This is a genomic window from Gilliamella sp. B3127 (genome assembly GCF_026536935.1).
Classification (GTDB): domain Bacteria; phylum Pseudomonadota; class Gammaproteobacteria; order Enterobacterales; family Orbaceae; genus Gilliamella; species Gilliamella apicola_E.
Genome location: NZ_JAFNNI010000001.1, coordinates 44,491 through 65,335 on the forward strand (window position 1 = coordinate 44,491; position 20,845 = coordinate 65,335).

Consider the following 20,845-nt stretch of genomic DNA (forward strand, 5'->3'; position numbering starts at 1 on the left):
AATTATGTTGGTGTGGATATCAGAATATTTAGTTAAATATTTTACTTTTTTTAATGTTATTTCTTATCTAACGGTAAGGGCTATTCTTGCGTTATTAACATCATTGGCAATTTCGTTAATTATGGGGCAAAAAGTAATTGATTGGCTTCAAAAATTACAAATTGGTCAAGTTATTCGCCACGATGGTCCTGAATCTCATTTAAGTAAGAAGGGAACACCAACAATGGGTGGAACGCTTATTTTAGCTTCTATTTCGTTTTCTGTTTTTCTATGGGCAGATCTACGAAATCCTTATGTTTGGGTAACCTTATTTGTTTTACTTGGTTATGGTCTTGTTGGTTTCGCTGATGATTATTTAAAAGTTATCCGTAAAAATACTGCGGGTTTAATTGCTAGGTGGAAATATTTTTGGCAGTCAGTTATTGCATTAATTGTGGCTTTTGGTCTTTATGCATATGGGAAAGATAGTTCCGTAACAGTATTAGTTGTTCCTTTTTTCAAAGATGTTATGCCGCAATTAGGGTTATGGTTCATTTTACTGACTTATGTGGTTATTGTTGGTGCAGGTAATGCAGTAAATCTTACTGACGGTTTAGATGGCCTAGCAATTATGCCAACTGTGTTTGTAGCTGCTGGTTTTGCTCTTGTTGCTTGGGCGACAGGTAATGTTAACTTTGCTGCATATTTACATATTCCATATATCAAATTTAGTGGCGAACTAATGATTGTTTGTACTGCAATCATTGGTGCAGGTCTTGGCTTTCTATGGTTTAACACCTATCCAGCGATGGTTTTTATGGGTGATGTAGGCTCGTTAGCTTTAGGTGGTGTGTTTGGGATTATCTCAGTACTACTGAGACAAGAATTTTTATTATTAGTAATGGGTGGAATTTTTGTTATAGAGACTTTATCCGTAATTTTACAAGTAGGTTCGTTCAAATTAAGAGGTAAACGAATTTTCAAAATGGCACCAATTCACCATCATTATGAATTAAAAGGTTGGCCAGAACCAAGAGTAATTGTTCGGTTTTGGATTATTTCATTGATGTTAGTCGTAATTGGTTTATTAACCTTGAAATTACGTTAAATAAAATAGAGTAGGATTGCATCATGGTTGACTATCAAGGTAAAAAAGTTGTTATTATCGGATTAGGGATAACAGGACTTTCGTGTGTTGACTATTTTCTTGCTCAGAATGTTATACCGAAAGTGATTGATACACGTTTATCTCCTTCAGGATTAGAGCAATTAGATGATCGTGTTATTTATCATTTAGGAAATCTAAATATAGACTGGCTATTTGATGCAGATCTGATTATTGCCAGTCCTGGTATTGCATTATCTACACCTGAATTACAAAAAGCCGCTGAAAAAGGTATTGAGATTGTTGGTGATGTCGAGCTTTTTTGCCGTGAAGTTAATCAAGATAGAAATAAAAAAATTATTGCTATTACAGGGGCAAATGGTAAAACAACCGTTACTACATTGGTTGGGGATATTGTCAAAGAGGCTGGATTAAAAGTTGGCGTAGGTGGCAATATCGGTGAACCTGCTCTTTCACTATTAAAACAAGATTGTGATATTTATGTGTTAGAACTTTCGAGTTTTCAGTTAGAAACGACATCAAGCTTACAAGCTTCTGTGGCAACAATATTGAATATTTCCGAAGACCATATGGATCGTTATCCTCTTGGTTTAATGCAGTATGCTGAAGCTAAACAACGTATTTATCACAATGCAAAATGTTGTGTAATTAATCATGATGATAAATTAACTAAACCAAAGAATAATCATCACCACTGTGTTTCATTTGGAATAAAGGCTGGAGATTATCATTTAGATGATAATTATGAATACTTGATTGCACAACAAAAGCCAGTCCTAGCGACTAACGCAATGAAATTAATTGGATGTCATAATTATTTGAATGCATTAGCAGCATTAGCTATTGCCGATAGTTTAAACATTGATCGTGATTCAAGTTTGAAAACTATTGCTAATTTTCAGGGGTTACCTCATCGCTTTGAGTTAGTATTTGATAGTAATGGGGTAAAATGGATTAATGACTCTAAAGCAACAAATGTAGGTAGCACAGAAGCTGCTTTAAATAGTGTTATATGTAATGGAAAATTGTTTTTGTTGCTAGGTGGAGATGGCAAATCAGCAGACTTTTCACCTTTGATTCCTTATTTAAAAGGTAGAAATATTGAAATTTTCTGTTTTGGACGAGATCGAAATTTACTTGCTAATTTAGCTCCTAATATATCAACGATTACAGAAACGATGGCTGAAACTATTGAATGTATAGCTAAAAAAGTAGCACCAAAAGACGTGGTGTTGCTTTCGCCTGCTTGTGCAAGTTTAGATCAGTTTAAAAATTACATTGAACGCGGAAATCTTTTTGCACAACTTGCTAAGCAGTATACTCAAAGGGGTGAAAAATGACATTCTTTTGGATAAGAAAACAAGTAAATCCAAATATTCCTTTCGATAACCAGTTGCTTTGGACAGTGATTGGTTTAATGATATTTGGTTTAATTATGGTGACATCCTCATCAATGGCATTTAGTGAAAGTGCTCCTTTCTTTTATACCCAACGCGAGTTAATCCAAATTGGAATGTCGCTATTTTTAATGTGTATAGCTTTATATATTCCTATGCAACGTTGGCAACAATTTGGATCAGTTTTATTAATTATTTCAATTATTATGCTGATAGTTGTTTTGGGGATTGGTTCTTCAATTAATGGTGCGTCGCGTTGGATTCCGTTAGGTGTTTTTAATTTTCAACCAGCTGAGCTTTCTAAATTATCATTATTTCTATTTTTAGCAGGTTATCTAGCTCGTAAATCAGATGAAGTTCAAAACGGATTTTGGGGCTTTTTTAAACCTATGGTGGTGATGGCTGTTTTATCAATTTTATTACTAAAACAGCCTGACTTAGGTACGGTGATTGTATTATTCATGGTCACAATTGGCATTTTATTTATTGCTGGTGCACAATTATGGCAATTTATTGCCATTTTACTAACTGGGGTTGGTGCAGTTGCTTGCCTTATTTTATATGAATCTTACCGTTTGACACGTTTAATGACATTCCTTGATCCATGGCAAGATGCAACTGGAGCCGGTTATCAGCTTGTTGCTTCATTAATGGCTATTGGTAATGGTGGTATAACTGGACAAGGAATTGGTAATTCTATTTTTAAATTACGCTATCTACCTGAATGTCATACTGATTTTATTTTTTCAATTATTTCAGAAGAGTATGGATATATCGGTGTCGTAGCTTTGTTGTTATTACTTTTCTTTCTAACATTTAAAGCATTAGCTATAGGATATCGGGCGTTAAACGAAGGATCTCAATTTTCAGGCTATTTGGCTTGTGAAATCGGCATTTGGTTTGGTTTTCAAACTTTTGTTAATGTTGGTGTAACATCCGGTATGTTACCTACAAAAGGTTTAACTTTGCCATTTATTAGTTATGGCGGCTCAAGCCTTATTGTAATGAGTATTGCAGTTGCAATATTACTAAGAATAGATTTTGAGTTTAGACAACAACAAGCTCAAGCAAGAATAAGGTCAATTAAATAATGAAAAAGTTATTAGTCATGGCTGGTGGTACTGGTGGGCATGTATTCCCTGGTATTGCTGTTGCTCGTCATTTAATGAAACAAGGTTGGCAAGTAAGATGGTTAGGTACAGCTGATCGTATGGAGGCACAGTTAGTGCCTGAAAATGGAATTGAAATAGACTTTATTCAAATATCAGGACTACGTGGCAAAGGTAAACTAGCATTATTAAAAGCGCCTTATAAAATATTGAAAGCTGTTTTACAAGCTAGGAAAATTTTAAAAGCGTATCGTCCTGATGTTGTTTTAGGTATGGGTGGGTATGTTTCAGGGCCTGGTGGAATAGCTGCCAAAAGTTTAGGTATTCCAGTAGTACTACATGAACAAAATGGCATTGCGGGATTAACAAACAAATATTTGGCTAAAATTGCAACTAAAGTTTTACAAGCTTTTCCAACAGCATTTAAAAATGCTGAAGTGGTTGGTAATCCAGTTCGTAGTGACTTATTAACAATTGAAGAACCCAGTGAAAGACTAAAAAATAGACAAGGCCCTATTAGAGTCTTGGTTATGGGTGGTAGTCAAGGCGCCAAAGTAATCAATACTGTTGTTCCTCAAGCAATTTCAAAATTGTCTGATAAATTTATTGTTTGGCATCAAACGGGCAAAGGAATGTTAGATGATGTAATTAAATCTTATCAGAACTGTAACATTAACCAATTAACAGAATTTATTAGTGATGTTAAAGAAGCCTATAGCTGGGCTGATATAGTTATTTGTCGAAGCGGTGCATTAACTGTGAGTGAAATAGAAGTTGTTGGTATTGGTGCTATTTTTGTTCCTTTTATGCATAAAGATCGCCAGCAATTTTGGAATGCAAAATCTTTAGCTGATATTGATGCTGCTAAGATTATTGAACAGCCTGATTTTAATGTTGATTCATTATTTCAATTACTTTCAAACCTAAGTCGACAAGAATTAGTTGAAATGGCTGTAAAAGCGAAAAGTTTATCCATTATAAATTCGACAGAAAGAGTGGCAGAAACACTGATTTCAGTGGTAAAATAACGAATTTTATTTATAATTTTAAGTAACAGTTTTGTTAAGTTCTGTTTGAGATCAAAAAATGACTTTACTTAATAAATAATTAACCAGGGGTTTAATAGTGAATACTAAGGAATTAGCTGAATTAAGAGCAATCATTCCAGAAATGAAACGTGTCAAACATATCCATTTTGTGGGTATTGGCGGTGCCGGAATGGGAGGGATTGCTGAAGTTCTTGCTAATGAAGGCTATCAAATTAGCGGTTCTGATATTGCTGAAAATGCAGTAACACAACATTTAGAAACATTAGGCGCAAAGATTGTTATCGGACATGCTGCTGAAAATGTTCTTAGTGCAAGTGTTGTTGTTATCTCATCAGCGATTTCTCAAGATAATATAGAAGTCGTTGCAGCTAGAGAAGCTCGTATTCCTGTAATTCAACGAGCTGAAATGTTAGCCGAATTAATGCGTTTTCGATATGGTATAGCTATTGCAGGAACCCATGGTAAAACGACTACCACAGCAATGGTAACTGCTATTTATGCAGAAGCTAAACTCGATCCAACTTTTGTAAATGGTGGTTTGGTTAAAGCAGCAGGAACCCATGCTAGATTAGGTAGTAGTCGATATTTTATTGCAGAAGCCGATGAAAGTGATGCTTCATTTTTACACTTACAGCCTATGGTATCTATAGTAACTAATATTGAACCTGATCATATGGATACTTATCAAGGAAGTGTTGAGAATCTTAAACAAACCTTTATTTCCTTTTTACGTAATCTTCCTTTTTATGGATTAGCTGTTATGTGTTATGACGATCCTATTAATCGTGAATTGTTACCGATTGTTGGTCGTAAAATTATCACTTATGGTTTTAGTGAAGAAGCCGATGTTGTTATTAAAAATTATCGTCAGGAAAGAGGCGTTAGTTACTACACAGTATGTCGCCCAGATCATAACGATTTAGAAATTGAATTAAATGCACCTGGTAAACATAATGCCTTAAACTCAGCAGCAGCAATTATCGCTGCGACTGAAGATGGTATTGATGATAATTCAATTATACAAGCCTTAGCAAAATTTGCTGGAACTAGCCGTCGATTCGATCTATTAGGTATTTTTCCTGATGGAAATGGAAAAGATATTATGATGGTTGATGATTACGGACATCATCCAAGCGAAGTTAATGCCACAATTCAGGCAGCTCGAAATGGTTGGCCTGACCGTAGATTGGTGATGTTATTTCAACCACATAGATTTACGCGTACTCGTGATTTATTTGATGATTTTGCGCAGGTTCTTTCTCAAGTTGATGCGTTAGTTATGTTAGATGTATATTCTGCTGGTGAACAGCCTATTGCAGGCGCAGATAGTCGATCACTTTGCCGTTCAATTCGTAATCGTGGAAAAGTTGATCCAATTTATGTTTCTGATTTAGATCTTCTAGCTGAAATAATGAAAGAATTATTACAAGGTGGGGATTTGTTATTAACTCAAGGTGCTGGAAGCGTTGGCCGAGTTGCCCGTCAGTTAGCCAGTAGCCAACTATTTTCAAAAGAGGTTTTATAATAATGGTTGATAAAGTTGCTGTGTTGTATGGTGGGACCTCTGCTGAACGAGAAGTATCCCTAAAATCAGGTAAAGCAGTATTTTCAGGGTTACAAGAAAATGGTATTGATGCTCATCTTATCGATACTAAAGATCATTGTATAACAAATTTGAAGCAAGAAGGGTTTACTAAAGCTTTTATTATTTTACATGGTCGAGGTGGCGAAGATGGTATTACCCAAGCTATTTTAACTTATCAAAACATTCCTTATACCGGAAGTGATGTTTTATCATCAGCTTTAACCATGGATAAGTTAAAAACAAAACTAGTTTGGAAATCACTTGGTTTACCTGTTGCTGATTACGTTATGGTTGAAAAATCGCAATTAATTGACATTGAAAATATTGTTAAAAATCTTGGATTACCATTATTTGTTAAACCAAGCCATGAAGGCTCAAGTGTTGGTATGACAAGAGTTGATAAGGCAGAAGAATTAAAAGCTGCTATTGATGTTGCATTCAAATATGATAATACCGTAATGGTTGAATCGTTTTTATCTGGCCCTGAGTTTACCGTTGCGATAGTTGGTGATGAGGTTTTACCAGCAATTTACATTAAGCCTGCTACCAATTTTTATGATTATGATGCAAAGTATTTGTCAGATAAAACCCAATATTTCTGTCCAAGCGGATTATCTGATGAAAAAGAACAAGAGATTCGTAAATTAGCTTTAGATGCTTATAAGGCGGTTGGTTGCCGAGGTTGGGGTAGAGTGGACATTATGTTTGATAATAATGAAAAACCATATTTACTTGAAGTAAACACTGCTCCAGGCATGACAGACCATAGTTTGGTACCAATGGCAGCAAAAGAATACGGATGGTCATTTAGTGAATTGGTTAAACGTATTTTACAATTAGCAACCATATAATTGGCTTTATTTTTATGAAAAAAGTCCGACAAGCAGCGCACAAACGAGAACATCAAAATAGAAGAAGGTTGCTTGTTTTTCGTAATTCAGAACAAATGATAGGTTTTTTGTTCTTTATTATAATTATTTGTATTAGTGCCTGGGCTATCAATTGTGTTAAGAACTGGATGGAAGATCCAGATCAGATGGTTTTATCACAATTGACTTTAAGTGGAGAGTATACTTACACAACTGAAGATGATCTTCGACAAGCAATATTAGGTTTAGGATTGCCAAATACCTATATAGGACAGGATGTTGACGATATTCAACAAGAAATAATGCGATACCCTTGGGTTAAACAAGCTAGTATCCGTAAGCAATGGCCGGATAGGTTGATTGTTTATATTGAAGAATACAAACCTGCATTTTACTGGAATGATTTATATCTACTTGATAATGCTGGCAATGTATTTAGTGTGCCATTAGATCGTTTGGGTGAATTGCAATTACCTAGGATATATGGCCCTGAAGGTAAAGCAAAAACAATATTAGAAACGTATTTTAAGCTAGAAGAAATTTCTAGAAAGTTAGCTAATAACAAGTTTGCATCAGAAATTAAAGCAGCTATAGCTGATGAACGTAATGCTTGGCAATTGCTGATTAAACAATGTACAGCTGATTTATGTTCTGAAAGTCAGGATATAAAATTGATAGTTGGTAGTGAAAAAATAGAACAACGCTATCAACAATTTATTAAATTATTTCCTGAAATTCAGTCTAGAATGCCAGCTGATGAAAAAATAACGGCTGCTGATTTGCGTTATGAAAACGGCATCGCAGTACAACGAGAAAAAATATCGCAATAAGGAATAAATAAAGGCTTAAGTATGAAAGCAACAGAGAAAAAATTGGTTGTTGGACTTGAAGTTGGCACATCCAAAGTACTTGCCCTTGTCGGTGAAGTGCTTCCTGATGGTGTGGTCAATATTATAGGTGTTGGACATTGTCCATCGAAAGGCGTTGATAAAGGTGGTGTAAATGACCTTGAATCAGTTGTTAAATCAATCCAACGAGCAGTTGACCAAGCTGAATTAATGGCTGATTGCCAAATATCTTCTGTTTATTTAAGCCTATCTGGTAAACACATTCGTTGTCAAAATGAAATAGGTATGGTGCCAATTGCTGATGAAGAGGTTACTGCAGAAGATGTCGAAAACGTAGTTCATACAGCTAAGTCCGTTCGAATATTAGATGAACATCGTATTTTGCACGTTATTGCTCAAGAGTATTCAATTGATTTACAAGAAGGCATTAAAAATCCTATCGGATTATCTGGTGTAAGAATGAAAGCCAAAGTTCATTTGGTCACCTGTCATAATGATATGGCAAGAAATATCGTTAAGGCTGTTGAACGTTGTGGTTTAAAAGTTGATCAACTTATTTTCTCTGGGTTGGCTTCTAGCTATGCAGTCTTGACTGATGATGAAAAAGAATTAGGTGTATGTGTTATTGATATCGGTGGCGGAACAATGGATGTTACTGTTTATACAGGTGGTGCATTACGTCATTCGGTAGTTATTCCTTATGCTGGCAATGTTGTTACTAGTGATATCGCTTATGCATTTGGTGCACCACCAATGGATGCTGAAAATATCAAAATTCGTTATGGTTGTGCTGTCGGTTCATTAGTTGGTAAAGATGAAGTTATTGATGTGCCGAGTGTTGGAGGACGACCATCACGCTCATTACAAAGACAAACATTAGCAGATGTAATAGAACCACGCTATTCAGAACTTTTATCTTTAGTCCAAAAAGAATTACTAGTGTTACAAGATGAACTTAAGAAACAAAATGTGAAATATCAGTTGGCAGCAGGGATTGTTTTAACTGGTGGAGCAGCTCAAATTAAAGGCATGGTTGAATGTGCTGAAAAAGTTTTTCAAAATCAAGTTCGTATTGGACAACCTTTGAATATTTCAGGATTAACTGATTATGTGCAAAAGCCTTATTGTTCTACAACCGTAGGCTTATTGCACTATGGAAAACAAAGTTTATTAAATGATGATACTAAAGATAGCAATAAATCATCATTGAAAGGGATAGCTAAAAGATTGACCGGTTGGTTTAAAAAAGAATTTTAGCTAATATATTTAATAACTTCGTAGACATTGTAGCTGGTTATCTGTACAATGTTGTTAGATCGTAAATTTGGAGATAAGTTATGTTTGAGCCTATGGTTGCGGATGATGAGCCAGCAGCAGTCATTAAAGTTATTGGTGTAGGTGGCGGCGGCGGTAATGCTGTTGAGCATATGATTGCTGAACATATTGAAGGCGTTGAGTTTTTTGCAGCAAATACTGATGCACAAGCATTGAAAAGAATTAAAGTTGGTCAAACTATCCAAATCGGTAATAATGTGACCAAAGGACTTGGTGCTGGAGCTAATCCAGAAGTGGGAAGGAATTCAGCAGAAGAAGATCGTGATGTTATTCGTAGTGCGATTGAGGGTGCCGACATGGTATTCATCGCAGCCGGAATGGGTGGCGGAACAGGAACAGGTGCAGCTCCAGTCGTTGCAGAAATTGCTAAAGAACTCGGTATTTTAACTGTAGCTGTTGTTACAAAACCTTTTGGATTTGAAGGTAAAAAACGTATGGCTTTTGCTGAGCAAGGTATTGCTGAGTTAGCTAAACACGTTGACTCTCTTATCACAATTCCAAATGATAAATTATTAAAAGTATTAGGTCGAGGCGTTAAGCTATTAGATGCTTTTGCTGCTGCTAATGGTGTTTTAAAAGGTGCAGTACAAGGTATTGCTGAATTAATTACCAAACCAGGTCATATCAACGTTGACTTTGCCGACGTTAGAACAGTAATGTCCGAAATGGGTTACGCTATGATGGGTTCTGGTCGTGCGAGTGGTGATAACCGTGCCGAAGAAGCTGCTGAAATGGCTATTTCAAGCCCGTTACTTGAAGATATTGATTTATCGGGTGCACGTGGCGTGTTAGTTAATGTTACAGCTGGTCTTGATCTTGGTTTAGAAGAATTTGAAACTGTTGGTAGTACTGTTAGAGCTTTTGCTTCTGACAATGCAACTGTGGTTGTTGGTACTACATTTGATCCAGACATGTCTGATGAAATTCGTGTGACAGTGGTTGCAACTGGTATTGGTATGGATAAACGTCCAGAAGTTAAAATTAATAAGCCAGTTACATCACATGGTTCATTATTTGGCCAAACAAATCATTTGCCACAGCAACAAGAGGAACCAATGCCTAAAGTTGTTAATGAACCAGCGGTTTCTCCAATGGAAGAACATAAAATTTTAGATATTCCTGCTTTTATCCGTAAGCAGGCTAATTAGTATTGAACTTATTTGATTTCTTATTGTCTAATGGATAATGGAAGCGAATAAAAAGAGTAGGTGCGAAGTGAAACAAAGAACCTTAAAAAAGACAATTCAAGCAACTGGTGTCGGTTTACATACTGGCAAAAAAGTTACTTTGACTTTACGTCCTGCGCCAGAGAACACAGGTGTTATTTATCGCCGTACAGATTTAAATCCGTATGTTGATTTTCCTGTGGATGCAAAATCTGTGCGTGATACAATGCTTTGTACCTGTTTGGTTAATGAAGATAATGTTCGTATTTCAACTGTTGAACATATCAATTCTGCATTAGCTGGGCTCGGTATAGATAATATTATTATTGAAGTAAATGCGCCCGAAATTCCAATTATGGACGGAAGTGCAAGCCCATTCGTTTACTTATTATTAGATGCTGGAATTACTGAGCAAAATGCACTGAAAAAATTCATACGAGTTAAAGAAACTGTTCGTGTCGAAAATGGTGATAAATGGGCAGAAGTAAGACCATATAGTGGTTTTCGATTAGATTTCACTATTGATTTTCGTCATCCAGCTATTGATAACAGTTCACAACGTTACCAATTGGATTTTTCTTCAGAGTCTTTTATTCGTCAAATCAGTCGTGCAAGAACGTTTGGATTTATGCGAGATATTGAAGCATTACAATCTAAAGGATTATGTTTAGGCGGTAGCTTAGATTGTGCAATTGTTGTTGACGATTATAAAGTTCTTAATGAAGATGGTCTTCGTTTTGAAGATGAATTTGTACGTCATAAAATGCTAGATACCATTGGTGACTTATACATGAGTGGCCATAATATGATTGGTGAAGTAGTGTGTTATAAATCAGGTCACGCTTTAAATAACCAACTATTGCAAGCGTTATTAGCTAAACAAGATGCTTGGGAATATGTCACCTTTGATGAAGAACAAAATGTTCCTGTTGCTTTAGGTACAAGACAGCTTGTTTTAGCATAAGTCATTAAAATCGTATTATAAATTTACTAACGCTTCCGATTTGGAGGCGTTTTTTATTTTAGAATCAATGAGATAATCATAATGAATAACAGCCATTTTTTTGCTCATTTATCGCGTTTAAAACTAATTAATCGTTGGCCTTTAATGCGTAACGTGAGAACTGAAAATGTATCAGAACATAGCCTTCAAGTTGCTTTTGTTGCACATGCTTTAGCGATAATTAAAAACAAACGATTTAATGGTAATGTTAACCCTGAACGCATAGCATTACTGGCTATGTATCATGATGCATCAGAAGTATTAACGGGTGATTTACCGACACCAACTAAATATTACAACCCACAGATCACATCTGAATACAAAAAGATTGAAAAAATAGCTCAAAATAAACTCATTAATATGTTGCCAAAAGAGTTACAAGATGACTTTAAAACACTAATTGATGACGATTATTATGATGAAGATGAAAAAAGCATTGTAAAACAAGCAGATGCTTTGTGTGCATATCTTAAAACAATTGAAGAGCTTAGTGCGGGTAATAATGAGTTTAGGTTAGCAGAACAACGATTGAAAAAAACATTATCAGATCGTAATACTCCAGAAATGGATTATTTTTTAGATGTATTTGTCCCAAGTTTCAGCTTATCATTAGATGAAATTACAATGGATGAATAGTTTTAGTCAACTGAGTAATCATTTACAGCACAATTAATAACGAAGTAAATAAACTATTTTTGATAAATATAACGTTTTACTGGACGGCCAATTGGTAAATAGGTCAAATGGCTTTCTATTTCTCCTAACTCTTCTAAATAATCAAGATATTTCTTAACCGATATCCTAGATAAAGGAATCAATTCGATAATATCGCTCATAGAGAAATCTTGTTGATAGTTAACAATAACATCTCGAACAGATTGTAAAGTTTGTGAGTCGATTCCCTTTGGTAATCTATTTGTAGTATTAAAGTTTTTAGTGAAAATTCGATCATCTAATTGATTCTGGTTTAGTATTTCGGAAGATGATAATAGGCGAATCCGTTCTTGATATGAAATCAAAGCCGTACGAAATCTCTCAAAAGTGAAGGGTTTAACAATATAATCAATGACTCCTAAACGTAATGCGGTTTGGATATCATTGGTATTACATGCGGCGGTTACCATAATAATATCTATTTTAGGGTAACTAATTCGAATATATTTTAACAGATCAAGACCATTTAGTTTTGGCATAAAAACGTCAAGTAACAATAGATCAATATGATTATCATGGATAAAATGTAGCGCTTGTTCTCCATTAGTAACAGTTGCCACTAAATTAAAACCAGGAAGCATTTGCAAATATTTTTTATTGAGCTCTGCTACCATTGGATCATCTTCAACAATTAAAACTTCTACCATATGATTATTTTTTCCTATAAATCTCTTCTAATGGTAATAATACCTTAAAGCAAGTCCCTTTTTTATTATCAGAATCACATAATTGTATTTGCCCATCTAACTCATCAATACTAGCTAACACTAAATAAAGCCCAAAACCACGATTATCGCCCTTTGTCGAATAGCCTTTTTGAAAAATATATTGAATATCATTTTCAGAAATACCTTCACCATTATCATTGATTTCAATCTGAAAATTAGAATTATCAATAACTAAACTCACCTTTATCTGCTTATCATCCAAAAATTGTACTGCATCAAGTCCATTATCAATTAAATTACCAAGTATTGTAACTAAACCATGTGTCACAGATGTATCTGCTATTGGTGCCAAAATACCATCAATATTAAACGTTAATGTCACATTTAGCTCACGTGCTCGGCTAAATTTACTATTTAAAAACCCTGCAATAATTGGATCTTTAATATATTGACTAACAAGTTTAGATTCCGCTTGTTGATTGCCAATAATTTCTTCAAGATAATCAATTAATTCAGATTTATTGTCATTAAAGGCTAACCCATAAATAACATGTAATTTATTATTAAACTCATGAGATTGTGAACGTAAAGCATCGGCATAACGATTAACTCCTGTTAAATTTTCTGCCAATCTACGTACTTCTGTCATATCTCTAAACGAAGCAATAGCTCCAACTAAAATATCATTAACAAATAATGGAGTTCGATTGGTTAGTATCACCACCCCATTAATATTTTGTTCACAATCATATTCAGCTTTTCCACTCATCATCACTTCATGCAGTCGAGTATTTGGAATAAAGTCACCAATAGGTAAGCTTATAATATTTTCTTTATCTTTTTTAATGCGCAAAATTCTAATTGCTTCATCATTGATCTGTGTAATTAATCCATCTCGATTGATAACCACAATGCCTTCTTTTACCGTTCGGATAATAGCATTTCGCTCAGCAAATAGCTGTGCCATTTCAACTGGCTCAAGGCCGTATAAAATTTTCTTTATATTGCGAGATAACAAATAGGCCAAAAGAATAGCTATCGATAATGAAGCAAACAAGGATAGCCAAATCGGCTGACTTGTTCTTGATGCTAAATGATTAATTTTTTGCAAGGTCTGACCAACTAAAACTACACCAATTTGTTGATCTTTATCATTCATAATTGGCTTAAATGCCCGAACAGAATCTCCCAAAGTGCCTTTCGCAATTGAAGTATAGGACTCACCATTTAATGCGCGCTGTTCATCTCCGCCGACTATAGTTTGACCTATTTTATTTTCATCGGGATGCGAATATCGAACGCCTTGCATATTAAATATCACAATAAAATCAGTTTGTGTTAATACTCTGGATTGTTCTGTTGTTTTTTGAATGGAAGCAATATTTTGTGGTGTTGGATTTTGTATTTCGTCAATGATACTTTGTGATGTAGAGATAATATTTGCGATATTCTCAACTCGTTGGCGAGAGTTGATAAGATATTCGTTATTCACTACATGAACAATATAAATATTTTGTGCAATAACTGAAAGTATAAACACTAAGCAAATCAGGCTTATTAACTTAACTTTGAGTGGTAATTTATTAAATAAATATCTCATTCTCATTTACTGTATAAAAAGCGATCACTTACTATCATAACTTATTAGGCAGGAAAACCTACTAATAAATTTCGTATTAGTAGGTTTTTAGCTAATTTAATCGACTATTAAAGATTATTTGCTGCATTTTTTACACTTTCAGCAACCACCTTGGCTACATTAGGTTCAAATGCATTTGGCAATATACAATCAATTGATAGTTTGTCAGGTGTAATGATATTGGCTAATCCTTTTGCTGCTGCAAGCTGCATGGCCAATGTAATATTTTTTGCTCTAGCATCTAAAGCGCCTCTAAATATGCCAGGGAATGCTAAAACATTATTAATTTGATTCGGATAATCACTACGCCCAGTACCGACAATATAAGCACCAGCTGCTTTAGCTTCGTCTGGGAATATTTCTGGTGTTGGATTTGCCATAGCAAAAATAATTGATTTTTCTGCCATCGTTTTAACCCAATCTGCTTTTAATACTCCTGGGGCTGAAACACCAATAAACACATCAGCACCTTTAACCGCATCTTGTAATGTACCTTTTTGTTTGTTCTTATTGGTTCTCTTCGCCATGGCCAAATGGTGAGGTGGTAAAGAAAGATCATCTTCGGATAAAATACCAATCTTATCGACAATTTTAAGATCGGTTACTCCAGCGGCTAATAACATATCGGCAATTGCTAAACCAGCTGCTCCGCCACCGTTAATCACCACCTTGGCCGATTCGATCGACTTACCTGCAACTTTAAGTGCATTATAAAGCGCTGCTAATACAACGATTGCTGTACCATGTTGATCATCATGGAATACAGGAATATCTAATAATTCTTGTAATCGTTTTTCAATCTCAAAACACCTTGGTGCACTAATATCTTCTAGATTGATACCGCCAAATGAGGGCGCTAATGCTGCTATATGTTTAACTAACTCATCTGGATCTTGAGTATTAATTGATAAAGGTATTGCATCAACATCTGCAAATTGTTTAAATAAAATTGCCTTGCCTTCCATTACTGGAATTGCTGCTTCTGGCCCAATATTTCCTAACCCTAAAACAGCTGAACCATCAGTGATAACCGCAACTAAATTACGTTTACTGGTATATTCATAAACTGAATCGGGATTTTTAGCAATTTCTGTGCAAACTGCCGCAACCCCTGGTGTATAAGCAACACTAAGATCTGCCATTGAATTAACAGGGACTTTCGAGTGAGTTTCAAATTTACCGTGCATTTGTTTACTGATTGCTAACGCTTTTTCTTGTACTGTTGTCATAATGCTTACCTTTTTAAATACTTAAAACTATATTTAATATTTTTTGAGATCAAACCAATATTCATCTCAAACTGCTTTTAAAACTTCTTATTCATTCTTTAATGTTTATAAAACTACATATGTAAATAACGCATCAGTGCCGTGGTGCATATCACCATTAAAGCTCCCCCTAATCGTGTTGCAACTTGAGCAAAAGGCATCAAGTTCATTCTGTTGGCTGTTGAAAGTATTGCTACATCACCAGTTCCACCCATTCCACTTTGGCAAGATGAAATAATAGATGCCTCAACTGGATACATTTTTAAGAAGAAGCTACAAACAAATCCTGTCATTGAAACAGTGAAGACGATAGAGATAATGGTAATAAAGTATGGGATAGTTAATACCTTAACTACGCTATTTAAATCTATATAAAGTAGCCCAAGTCCTGCCATTAATGGAAAGGTAAAGTTTCCTGAGATAAATTTGTACCATTGTTGGCTTCCTCGTTCGACACTCGCTGGTAATAAACGAAAATATTTAACTACAGCGGTAGCAATAATCATTAAAACAGGACCAGGGAAATGAGTTACTTTTTCTAAAATCATACCGAAGATAAATAGCGTAGCTAAAATCATAACTGCGCCACTCATTGCACGAGCATCAAGTGGTGTCTTATCATCTTTTAACGCTTCAGCTAAGCCATCAAATTCAATTTTTACTAATTGACCGTGCCCACTTAAGTGAGGTTTAACTTCACCAATTCGGCTCATAATCGCCGTAAAAGTGATTGCAAAAAAGTTACCTACAACAGTTGCAGGAATTAATGCGCTAACAAAAACATTATAATCTTGATTAAGGATATTGCTGTAGGCATTGGAAAGTTGCAAAACACCTTCACCAATTCCTCCTGCCATTACTGGTGAAACTGTATAAAAGAAGGCGTGCTCCCAATCATCACCAAAAGCTACGGCGACACAGACGCCAACAAACGCAGCTAAACACATACCTAATAGCATCGGAATCATCATTCGAATAAAGCCTTGAACTAAAATAACTCGATGCATACCAAGAATACTACCGCACACTAAACTGGCGATATAAAAGAGTAAAAAGTTAGAGTCTTTCATTAACATCTTTGTTGCTGATAAAGTATTCTCATCAAAAACGTTGTAGTAAACCAATAATGAAGGAACGATAAGTGACAAAATGGCAGGCGCGCCAAATTTTTTGAAAAATGGAATATTCTGCCCGACAGTGCCTAAAAACCAACCTAAAGGTAATATCACAGCAAAACCACCAATAAGGCTTTTAGGTAGCATATCTAATTGTGCAGCAATAATAACGATAATCGAACAAACTAAAAATATGGGGAGGGGAAGTGAACCTATATACATTTTGTTTTCTTTTATATCTTGTAACATACTCATAACTAAACCTCTTTATTTTTTTATAGCACATATGCAGTATAGTTATGCAGAAAGAAATCAGAAGAATAAGAAAGTTAACTAACTAGTTTTGTAACTAATGTAAGTATCTTAATAATTTTATGATTGATTTATATAGGTTTTTATGACAAAGTCACCTTTAAAATGGAAGAATTAGTAATGACTAATTTATTAGAAAGACTTTTATCAGTTATCTAATTAAAGAATGGATTGATGTCAAATTTTGACTATTTTTAGACTCAAAAAACCCCGCTCCTCAACTTTTTTTATACATCAATGAATCAACAATTTTTGTATTGTTTATCTAATAGATAACAAATAATTTAGGGAATAATAAATTAAGGAGTTAGTTTAATTTAATGAAAAGAAGGATATTACTTACTTATTAGCTTATTATTTTATAGCTAGTCTTCATTCATCCTTTAATTTAACTAATTGATAGCCATTTTCAGTTGGTTTAATTTCAAAAGTTCCTAAATCTCGAACTGTTCTATCTTCTACGTCTTCACAATCGCCAGAACGCGAGAATAAATTGATTTGTAATCGAAGATGTGTTTCATCAATTTTTTCAAAAGTACCTTCCGAACCGGTAAAACAATCGTTACCACACCTAGCAGAGTATTTTGATAAGAAAGTACCATTAGTATTAAAAGTTAGCGAGTTACCGTAAATAAATTTCGTTCCATCCGAACTTATATGTAATCTTTCAGCGGGGGGATTGGATAACTCAAATAAATCCAATTTATGATTTACTACTTTATTAATTTGCCAAAAATCATTTTTCCAAAAGTCATTTATGTCATTTTGTGCAAAGCTAGAAAATGGAAGCAATAATAAAAAAAGAATTTTTTTCATGATGAGTTTTACTTTTTAAAAAGTTTTGATAAAAATTGTGTATAGATTTTAGACTAAAAAAAACCGTTCCTCAACTGTAACTTTTTTTGAGGATGCAGTATTAATGTAATAAACAAGCTTGAATTTTATCGACTTCTTTATTGAGTGCATCAATAACTAAATCTGGGTGGGCTCTTTCTAAGGTTTTTACATTTTCAAACCCTTCATTGCCAATAGAACCAGTATATTGTTGAGCTTGTTTGATATTGCTAAATAGGTAACGGATATTTTTGGCATTGCGAGTTGCGGTTAATGTATAACTAACGAAGTATTTGGATTGTGATTGATAATTGGTAACAGCGTTAGCAACAATATTATTACCTTCAACTAATTTGATAGTATCACCACCATTTATCGTAATTGCTTGTTGAGAAGGCATATTATAATATGGCCACCATGCCGAACTTAAATAGTTTTCACGGCCCAAAACTACTGGGCTATTATCAAGTTCTTGTGCAATACAGAGTGATAAAGAAGAATGAAGGACGGTAATCGGTTGTGAAGTGCTGTATTTATTTATGATATCCACACCTGACGTGTTTTGAGTAATTTCTACACCTTCCGTTTGATAGATTGACAGCATTTTCTGAGAAGAACAACCAGTTAGCAACGCAACTAAAACAGTAAAACCAATTAACTTTCTCATAACTCATCCTTCTTTGCTTGATTAGTTTAATTCTAAACGGTTATAAAAGTATTTACCAGTATTTAGGTGAGAAGGATTTAAATATTTTTTAGCACTAAAGCTATTAAAAATATTCTATTTATTGTTGTGAATTAGTTATAATTTTTTAAAGAAAAATGAGAGAAGTTTGTCTTTCTCCCATTTAATTTATTAATCTTCTTTACCGCGAATTTTACGTGATAACCGTTTAAATCCGTGAGTAAATTTTTTAATTGCCATAGCCATGAAAGGAACATTAATTTTAATACCAAAGCGTTCACGTAATTCGATTGCATCATTGGCTTTAGTTAACCAAATAAAACCGGAGTTAGTTAAGTCTATTGCTTTGATTTTACCGTCTGGAGTTAAAATAAAGTTACCACCATGAACATCGTTTGAAACAAGATTATAGCTATGCAGTTTTTCAATGCATGCTTTAACTTGTTCTCCATATTCACGCATTTCATCCCATGTTAATGAGCGTCCTTCTATAAAATTAAAGATCATATAGTGGCGATTGGTGGTTTTATCAAAAGCAACTAAATAGAGTTCATAAGCGATATCGCATTTATCCAACGAAATTTTAGCTAGCTTACGAATTAGATTAAAATAAAAATCACCAGTTATTTTAGCAATAAGTCTACGTTCTAAACGATGCTCAACACCGCCATCAATTTTGAAAATAAATTTAGATTGATTGTGATTAATTAGATAAGTATATCTCTCAATTTTATCACTTGGATCGAGTAGCTCATGATGTCCTTCTTCGGCCAAAAATTGGTCAAAAAGTTCCAAATAATTTATCTCATCATTTTGTACGTAAGCGAACTTCATATTGCCGCGATCGATTTCAATAATGTTTGCAAAGTTATTCAAGTTTTAAAGTCCTAAGATACATCAAAAAATGAGTTTATCTTAAACACTATCAAGCTTAAAGTAAATGAAACAGTCAATATTAACAGGTGATGCGTGCGAAAAAATATTGGTTACTAGTTAGCTGATGTTTATTTTACATAAAATTGGCAAAAGGCGGGCAAGTAACGTTTACTACAAAAGCATTTTTGCTATGTCTCAGTGTATTTATTGTCAATAAAGTTAAATCAATCTTTACTCTAATTATGCAATTTAGCTTAGCGATTAAATACAAATGAGTTTATTGTTAAAAGCGGATCAAAACACGATTTTTTTATTTGCAAAATAATTTAATTTCTTCAACAATTCCTTAATTAGGATCTCATTATCTTTGATTAATGCTGAAACTAAATGCAATCCTTTTTCTAAATTATATTGATAAATATGAAAATGTGATTAAACTCACATTTTGTTTAAAAAACTAGTTGTCCATAGTTGTACATGGTTGTCTATGGATGTATATTTAACTTAACCAACATTTTGGGGTAACCAATGAGTATCAATAAATTTTCTAGCACACCACTTTATGTACAAGTCAAAGAGTGGATAAGAAATCAGATTTATCGTAATGATTTAAAAGCGGGCGACAGAATCCCGTCGGAAAACGAGATCATGAGCCTACTTTCTGTTAGTCGAGGCACAGTTCGAAAAGCGGTAGAGTTACTGATTAATGAATCTGTGTTGGAACAGATTCAAGGTAAAGGAACGTATGTAAAAGCTGAAAACATCTCTTATCAATTAGGTTATGGACTACAGTCATTTGCCGAATCGTTAGAAATGCAGCACGTCAAGTTCACCACCGAGGTTATCACCAAAAGAGTAGAGAAAGCAAACGAATATATTAGTGGAAAATTACAAGTTCCGCTTAACGCAAATATTTTTTATATGGAAAGGGTAAGAAGCGTCAATGGTGAAAAAATCATGTTTATTGAAAACCGAATCAATTTAGCTTTATGTCCTGAAATAGAGCAGGTCGATTTTACTAAACATAGTTTATTTAACCAAATTGAACGCATTACCCATAAAAAAATAGATCATTCGGACTGCCGTTATTCAGCCCGAGTGGTAGGTAAGGAGCGGGCAGATATATTAAATATTAGTGATATCTCCCCCGTTCTTCATTTAGAACAATTAGTTTACCTTGATAATGGTCTACCAATCGAGTTTGGTAATGTATGGCTAAAATCAAACGTAAACTACTTGGGGACAACACTTAGACGAAAGTAGGAGTT

At 34.3% G+C, this 20,845-nt stretch carries 19 protein-coding genes; 12 read left to right on the plus strand and 7 right to left on the minus strand.

The genetic code is table 11. The features are described from left to right. The first annotated feature begins 4 nt into the window (after positions 1-4). The 11 genes from mraY (at position 5) to yfbR (ending at position 12,102) form a co-directional block, all read left to right on the plus strand. Complete coding sequence (mraY, locus tag J3U00_RS00225) at positions 5-1,087, plus strand: phospho-N-acetylmuramoyl-pentapeptide-transferase (RefSeq protein ID WP_065734813.1); 1,083 nt, start codon at positions 5-7, stop codon at positions 1,085-1,087. Between the two features lie 23 nt (positions 1,088-1,110). Continuing rightward, positions 1,111-2,445, plus strand: coding sequence for a UDP-N-acetylmuramoyl-L-alanine--D-glutamate ligase (murD, locus tag J3U00_RS00230; RefSeq protein ID WP_267331163.1), 1,335 nt, complete (start codon positions 1,111-1,113; stop codon positions 2,443-2,445). After that, on the plus strand, positions 2,442-3,593 hold the full coding sequence (gene ftsW, locus J3U00_RS00235; protein ID WP_065562324.1) for a cell division protein FtsW: 1,152 nt from the start codon (positions 2,442-2,444) through the stop codon (positions 3,591-3,593). Before murD ends, ftsW begins: the two co-directional genes overlap by 4 nt. Next, the gene (gene murG / locus J3U00_RS00240) at positions 3,593-4,639 is read left to right on the plus strand and encodes an undecaprenyldiphospho-muramoylpentapeptide beta-N-acetylglucosaminyltransferase (RefSeq protein ID WP_267331164.1); all 1,047 of its coding nucleotides are present in this window, start codon (positions 3,593-3,595) and stop codon (positions 4,637-4,639) included. The genes ftsW and murG overlap by 1 nt, the downstream gene beginning before the upstream one ends. Before the next feature lie 97 nt (positions 4,640-4,736). Then, a complete protein-coding gene (gene murC, locus J3U00_RS00245) occupies positions 4,737-6,185 on the plus strand; it encodes a UDP-N-acetylmuramate--L-alanine ligase (protein WP_416379866.1) in 1,449 nt (482 codons plus the stop codon). A 2-nt stretch (positions 6,186-6,187) separates the two neighbouring features. Beyond that, positions 6,188-7,096, plus strand: a complete 909-nt coding sequence (locus tag J3U00_RS00250; RefSeq protein WP_065734816.1) for a D-alanine--D-alanine ligase — start codon at positions 6,188-6,190, stop codon at positions 7,094-7,096. A 14-nt stretch (positions 7,097-7,110) separates the two neighbouring features. After that, on the plus strand, positions 7,111-7,944 hold the full coding sequence (locus J3U00_RS00255) for an FtsQ-type POTRA domain-containing protein (RefSeq protein ID WP_081299464.1): 834 nt from the start codon (positions 7,111-7,113) through the stop codon (positions 7,942-7,944). Positions 7,945-7,965: 21 nt separating this feature from the next. Next, positions 7,966-9,219, plus strand: a complete 1,254-nt coding sequence (gene ftsA / locus J3U00_RS00260; RefSeq protein ID WP_065562320.1) for a cell division protein FtsA — start codon at positions 7,966-7,968, stop codon at positions 9,217-9,219. Between the two features lie 92 nt (positions 9,220-9,311). After that, positions 9,312-10,445 (plus strand): cell division protein FtsZ, encoded by a 1,134-nt coding sequence (gene ftsZ / locus J3U00_RS00265; RefSeq protein WP_370632624.1) that lies wholly within the window; start codon positions 9,312-9,314, stop codon positions 10,443-10,445. A gap of 37 nt (positions 10,446-10,482) precedes the next feature. Then, entirely contained in the window at positions 10,483-11,427 is a 945-nt protein-coding gene (lpxC, locus tag J3U00_RS00270) for a UDP-3-O-acyl-N-acetylglucosamine deacetylase (RefSeq protein ID WP_065734818.1), read from the plus strand. An 81-nt stretch (positions 11,428-11,508) separates the two neighbouring features. Then, positions 11,509-12,102 carry a 5'-deoxynucleotidase gene (gene yfbR, locus J3U00_RS00275; protein WP_065562317.1) on the plus strand — a complete coding sequence of 198 codons (594 nt, stop codon included), beginning with the start codon at positions 11,509-11,511 and terminating at the stop codon, positions 12,100-12,102. Between the two features lie 53 nt (positions 12,103-12,155). Here the strand turns inward: yfbR and J3U00_RS00280 are convergent, their stop codons facing one another. From J3U00_RS00280 to J3U00_RS00310, 7 genes are all read right to left on the minus strand, one after another. Further along, positions 12,156-12,827, minus strand: a complete 672-nt coding sequence (locus tag J3U00_RS00280; protein WP_065562316.1) for a response regulator — start codon at positions 12,825-12,827, stop codon at positions 12,156-12,158. Between the two features lie 4 nt (positions 12,828-12,831). Next, positions 12,832-14,448 carry a DcuS/MalK family sensor histidine kinase gene (gene dcuS, locus J3U00_RS00285; RefSeq protein ID WP_267331165.1) on the minus strand — a complete coding sequence of 539 codons (1,617 nt, stop codon included), beginning with the start codon at positions 14,446-14,448 and terminating at the stop codon, positions 12,832-12,834. Between the two features lie 107 nt (positions 14,449-14,555). Next, positions 14,556-15,716 carry an NAD(P)-dependent malic enzyme gene (locus tag J3U00_RS00290; protein ID WP_065562314.1) on the minus strand — a complete coding sequence of 387 codons (1,161 nt, stop codon included), beginning with the start codon at positions 15,714-15,716 and terminating at the stop codon, positions 14,556-14,558. A 113-nt stretch (positions 15,717-15,829) separates the two neighbouring features. Continuing rightward, on the minus strand, positions 15,830-17,125 hold the full coding sequence (locus J3U00_RS00295) for a 2-hydroxycarboxylate transporter family protein (protein WP_065562313.1): 1,296 nt from the start codon (positions 17,123-17,125) through the stop codon (positions 15,830-15,832). Positions 17,126-17,554: 429 nt separating this feature from the next. Further along, positions 17,555-17,998, minus strand: a complete 444-nt coding sequence (locus J3U00_RS00300; RefSeq protein WP_267331166.1) for a hypothetical protein — start codon at positions 17,996-17,998, stop codon at positions 17,555-17,557. Between the two features lie 100 nt (positions 17,999-18,098). Continuing rightward, positions 18,099-18,683, minus strand: a complete 585-nt coding sequence (locus tag J3U00_RS00305) for a hypothetical protein (protein WP_267331167.1) — start codon at positions 18,681-18,683, stop codon at positions 18,099-18,101. A 189-nt stretch (positions 18,684-18,872) separates the two neighbouring features. After that, positions 18,873-19,577, minus strand: a complete 705-nt coding sequence (locus J3U00_RS00310) for a lipopolysaccharide core heptose(II) kinase RfaY (RefSeq protein WP_267331168.1) — start codon at positions 19,575-19,577, stop codon at positions 18,873-18,875. A gap of 528 nt (positions 19,578-20,105) precedes the next feature. Here J3U00_RS00310 and J3U00_RS00315 point away from each other — a divergent pair. Next, positions 20,106-20,840: a GntR family transcriptional regulator gene (locus tag J3U00_RS00315; protein ID WP_220217999.1), complete on the plus strand. Its 735-nt coding sequence runs from the start codon at positions 20,106-20,108 to the stop codon at positions 20,838-20,840. Positions 20,841-20,845 lie beyond the last annotated feature (5 nt).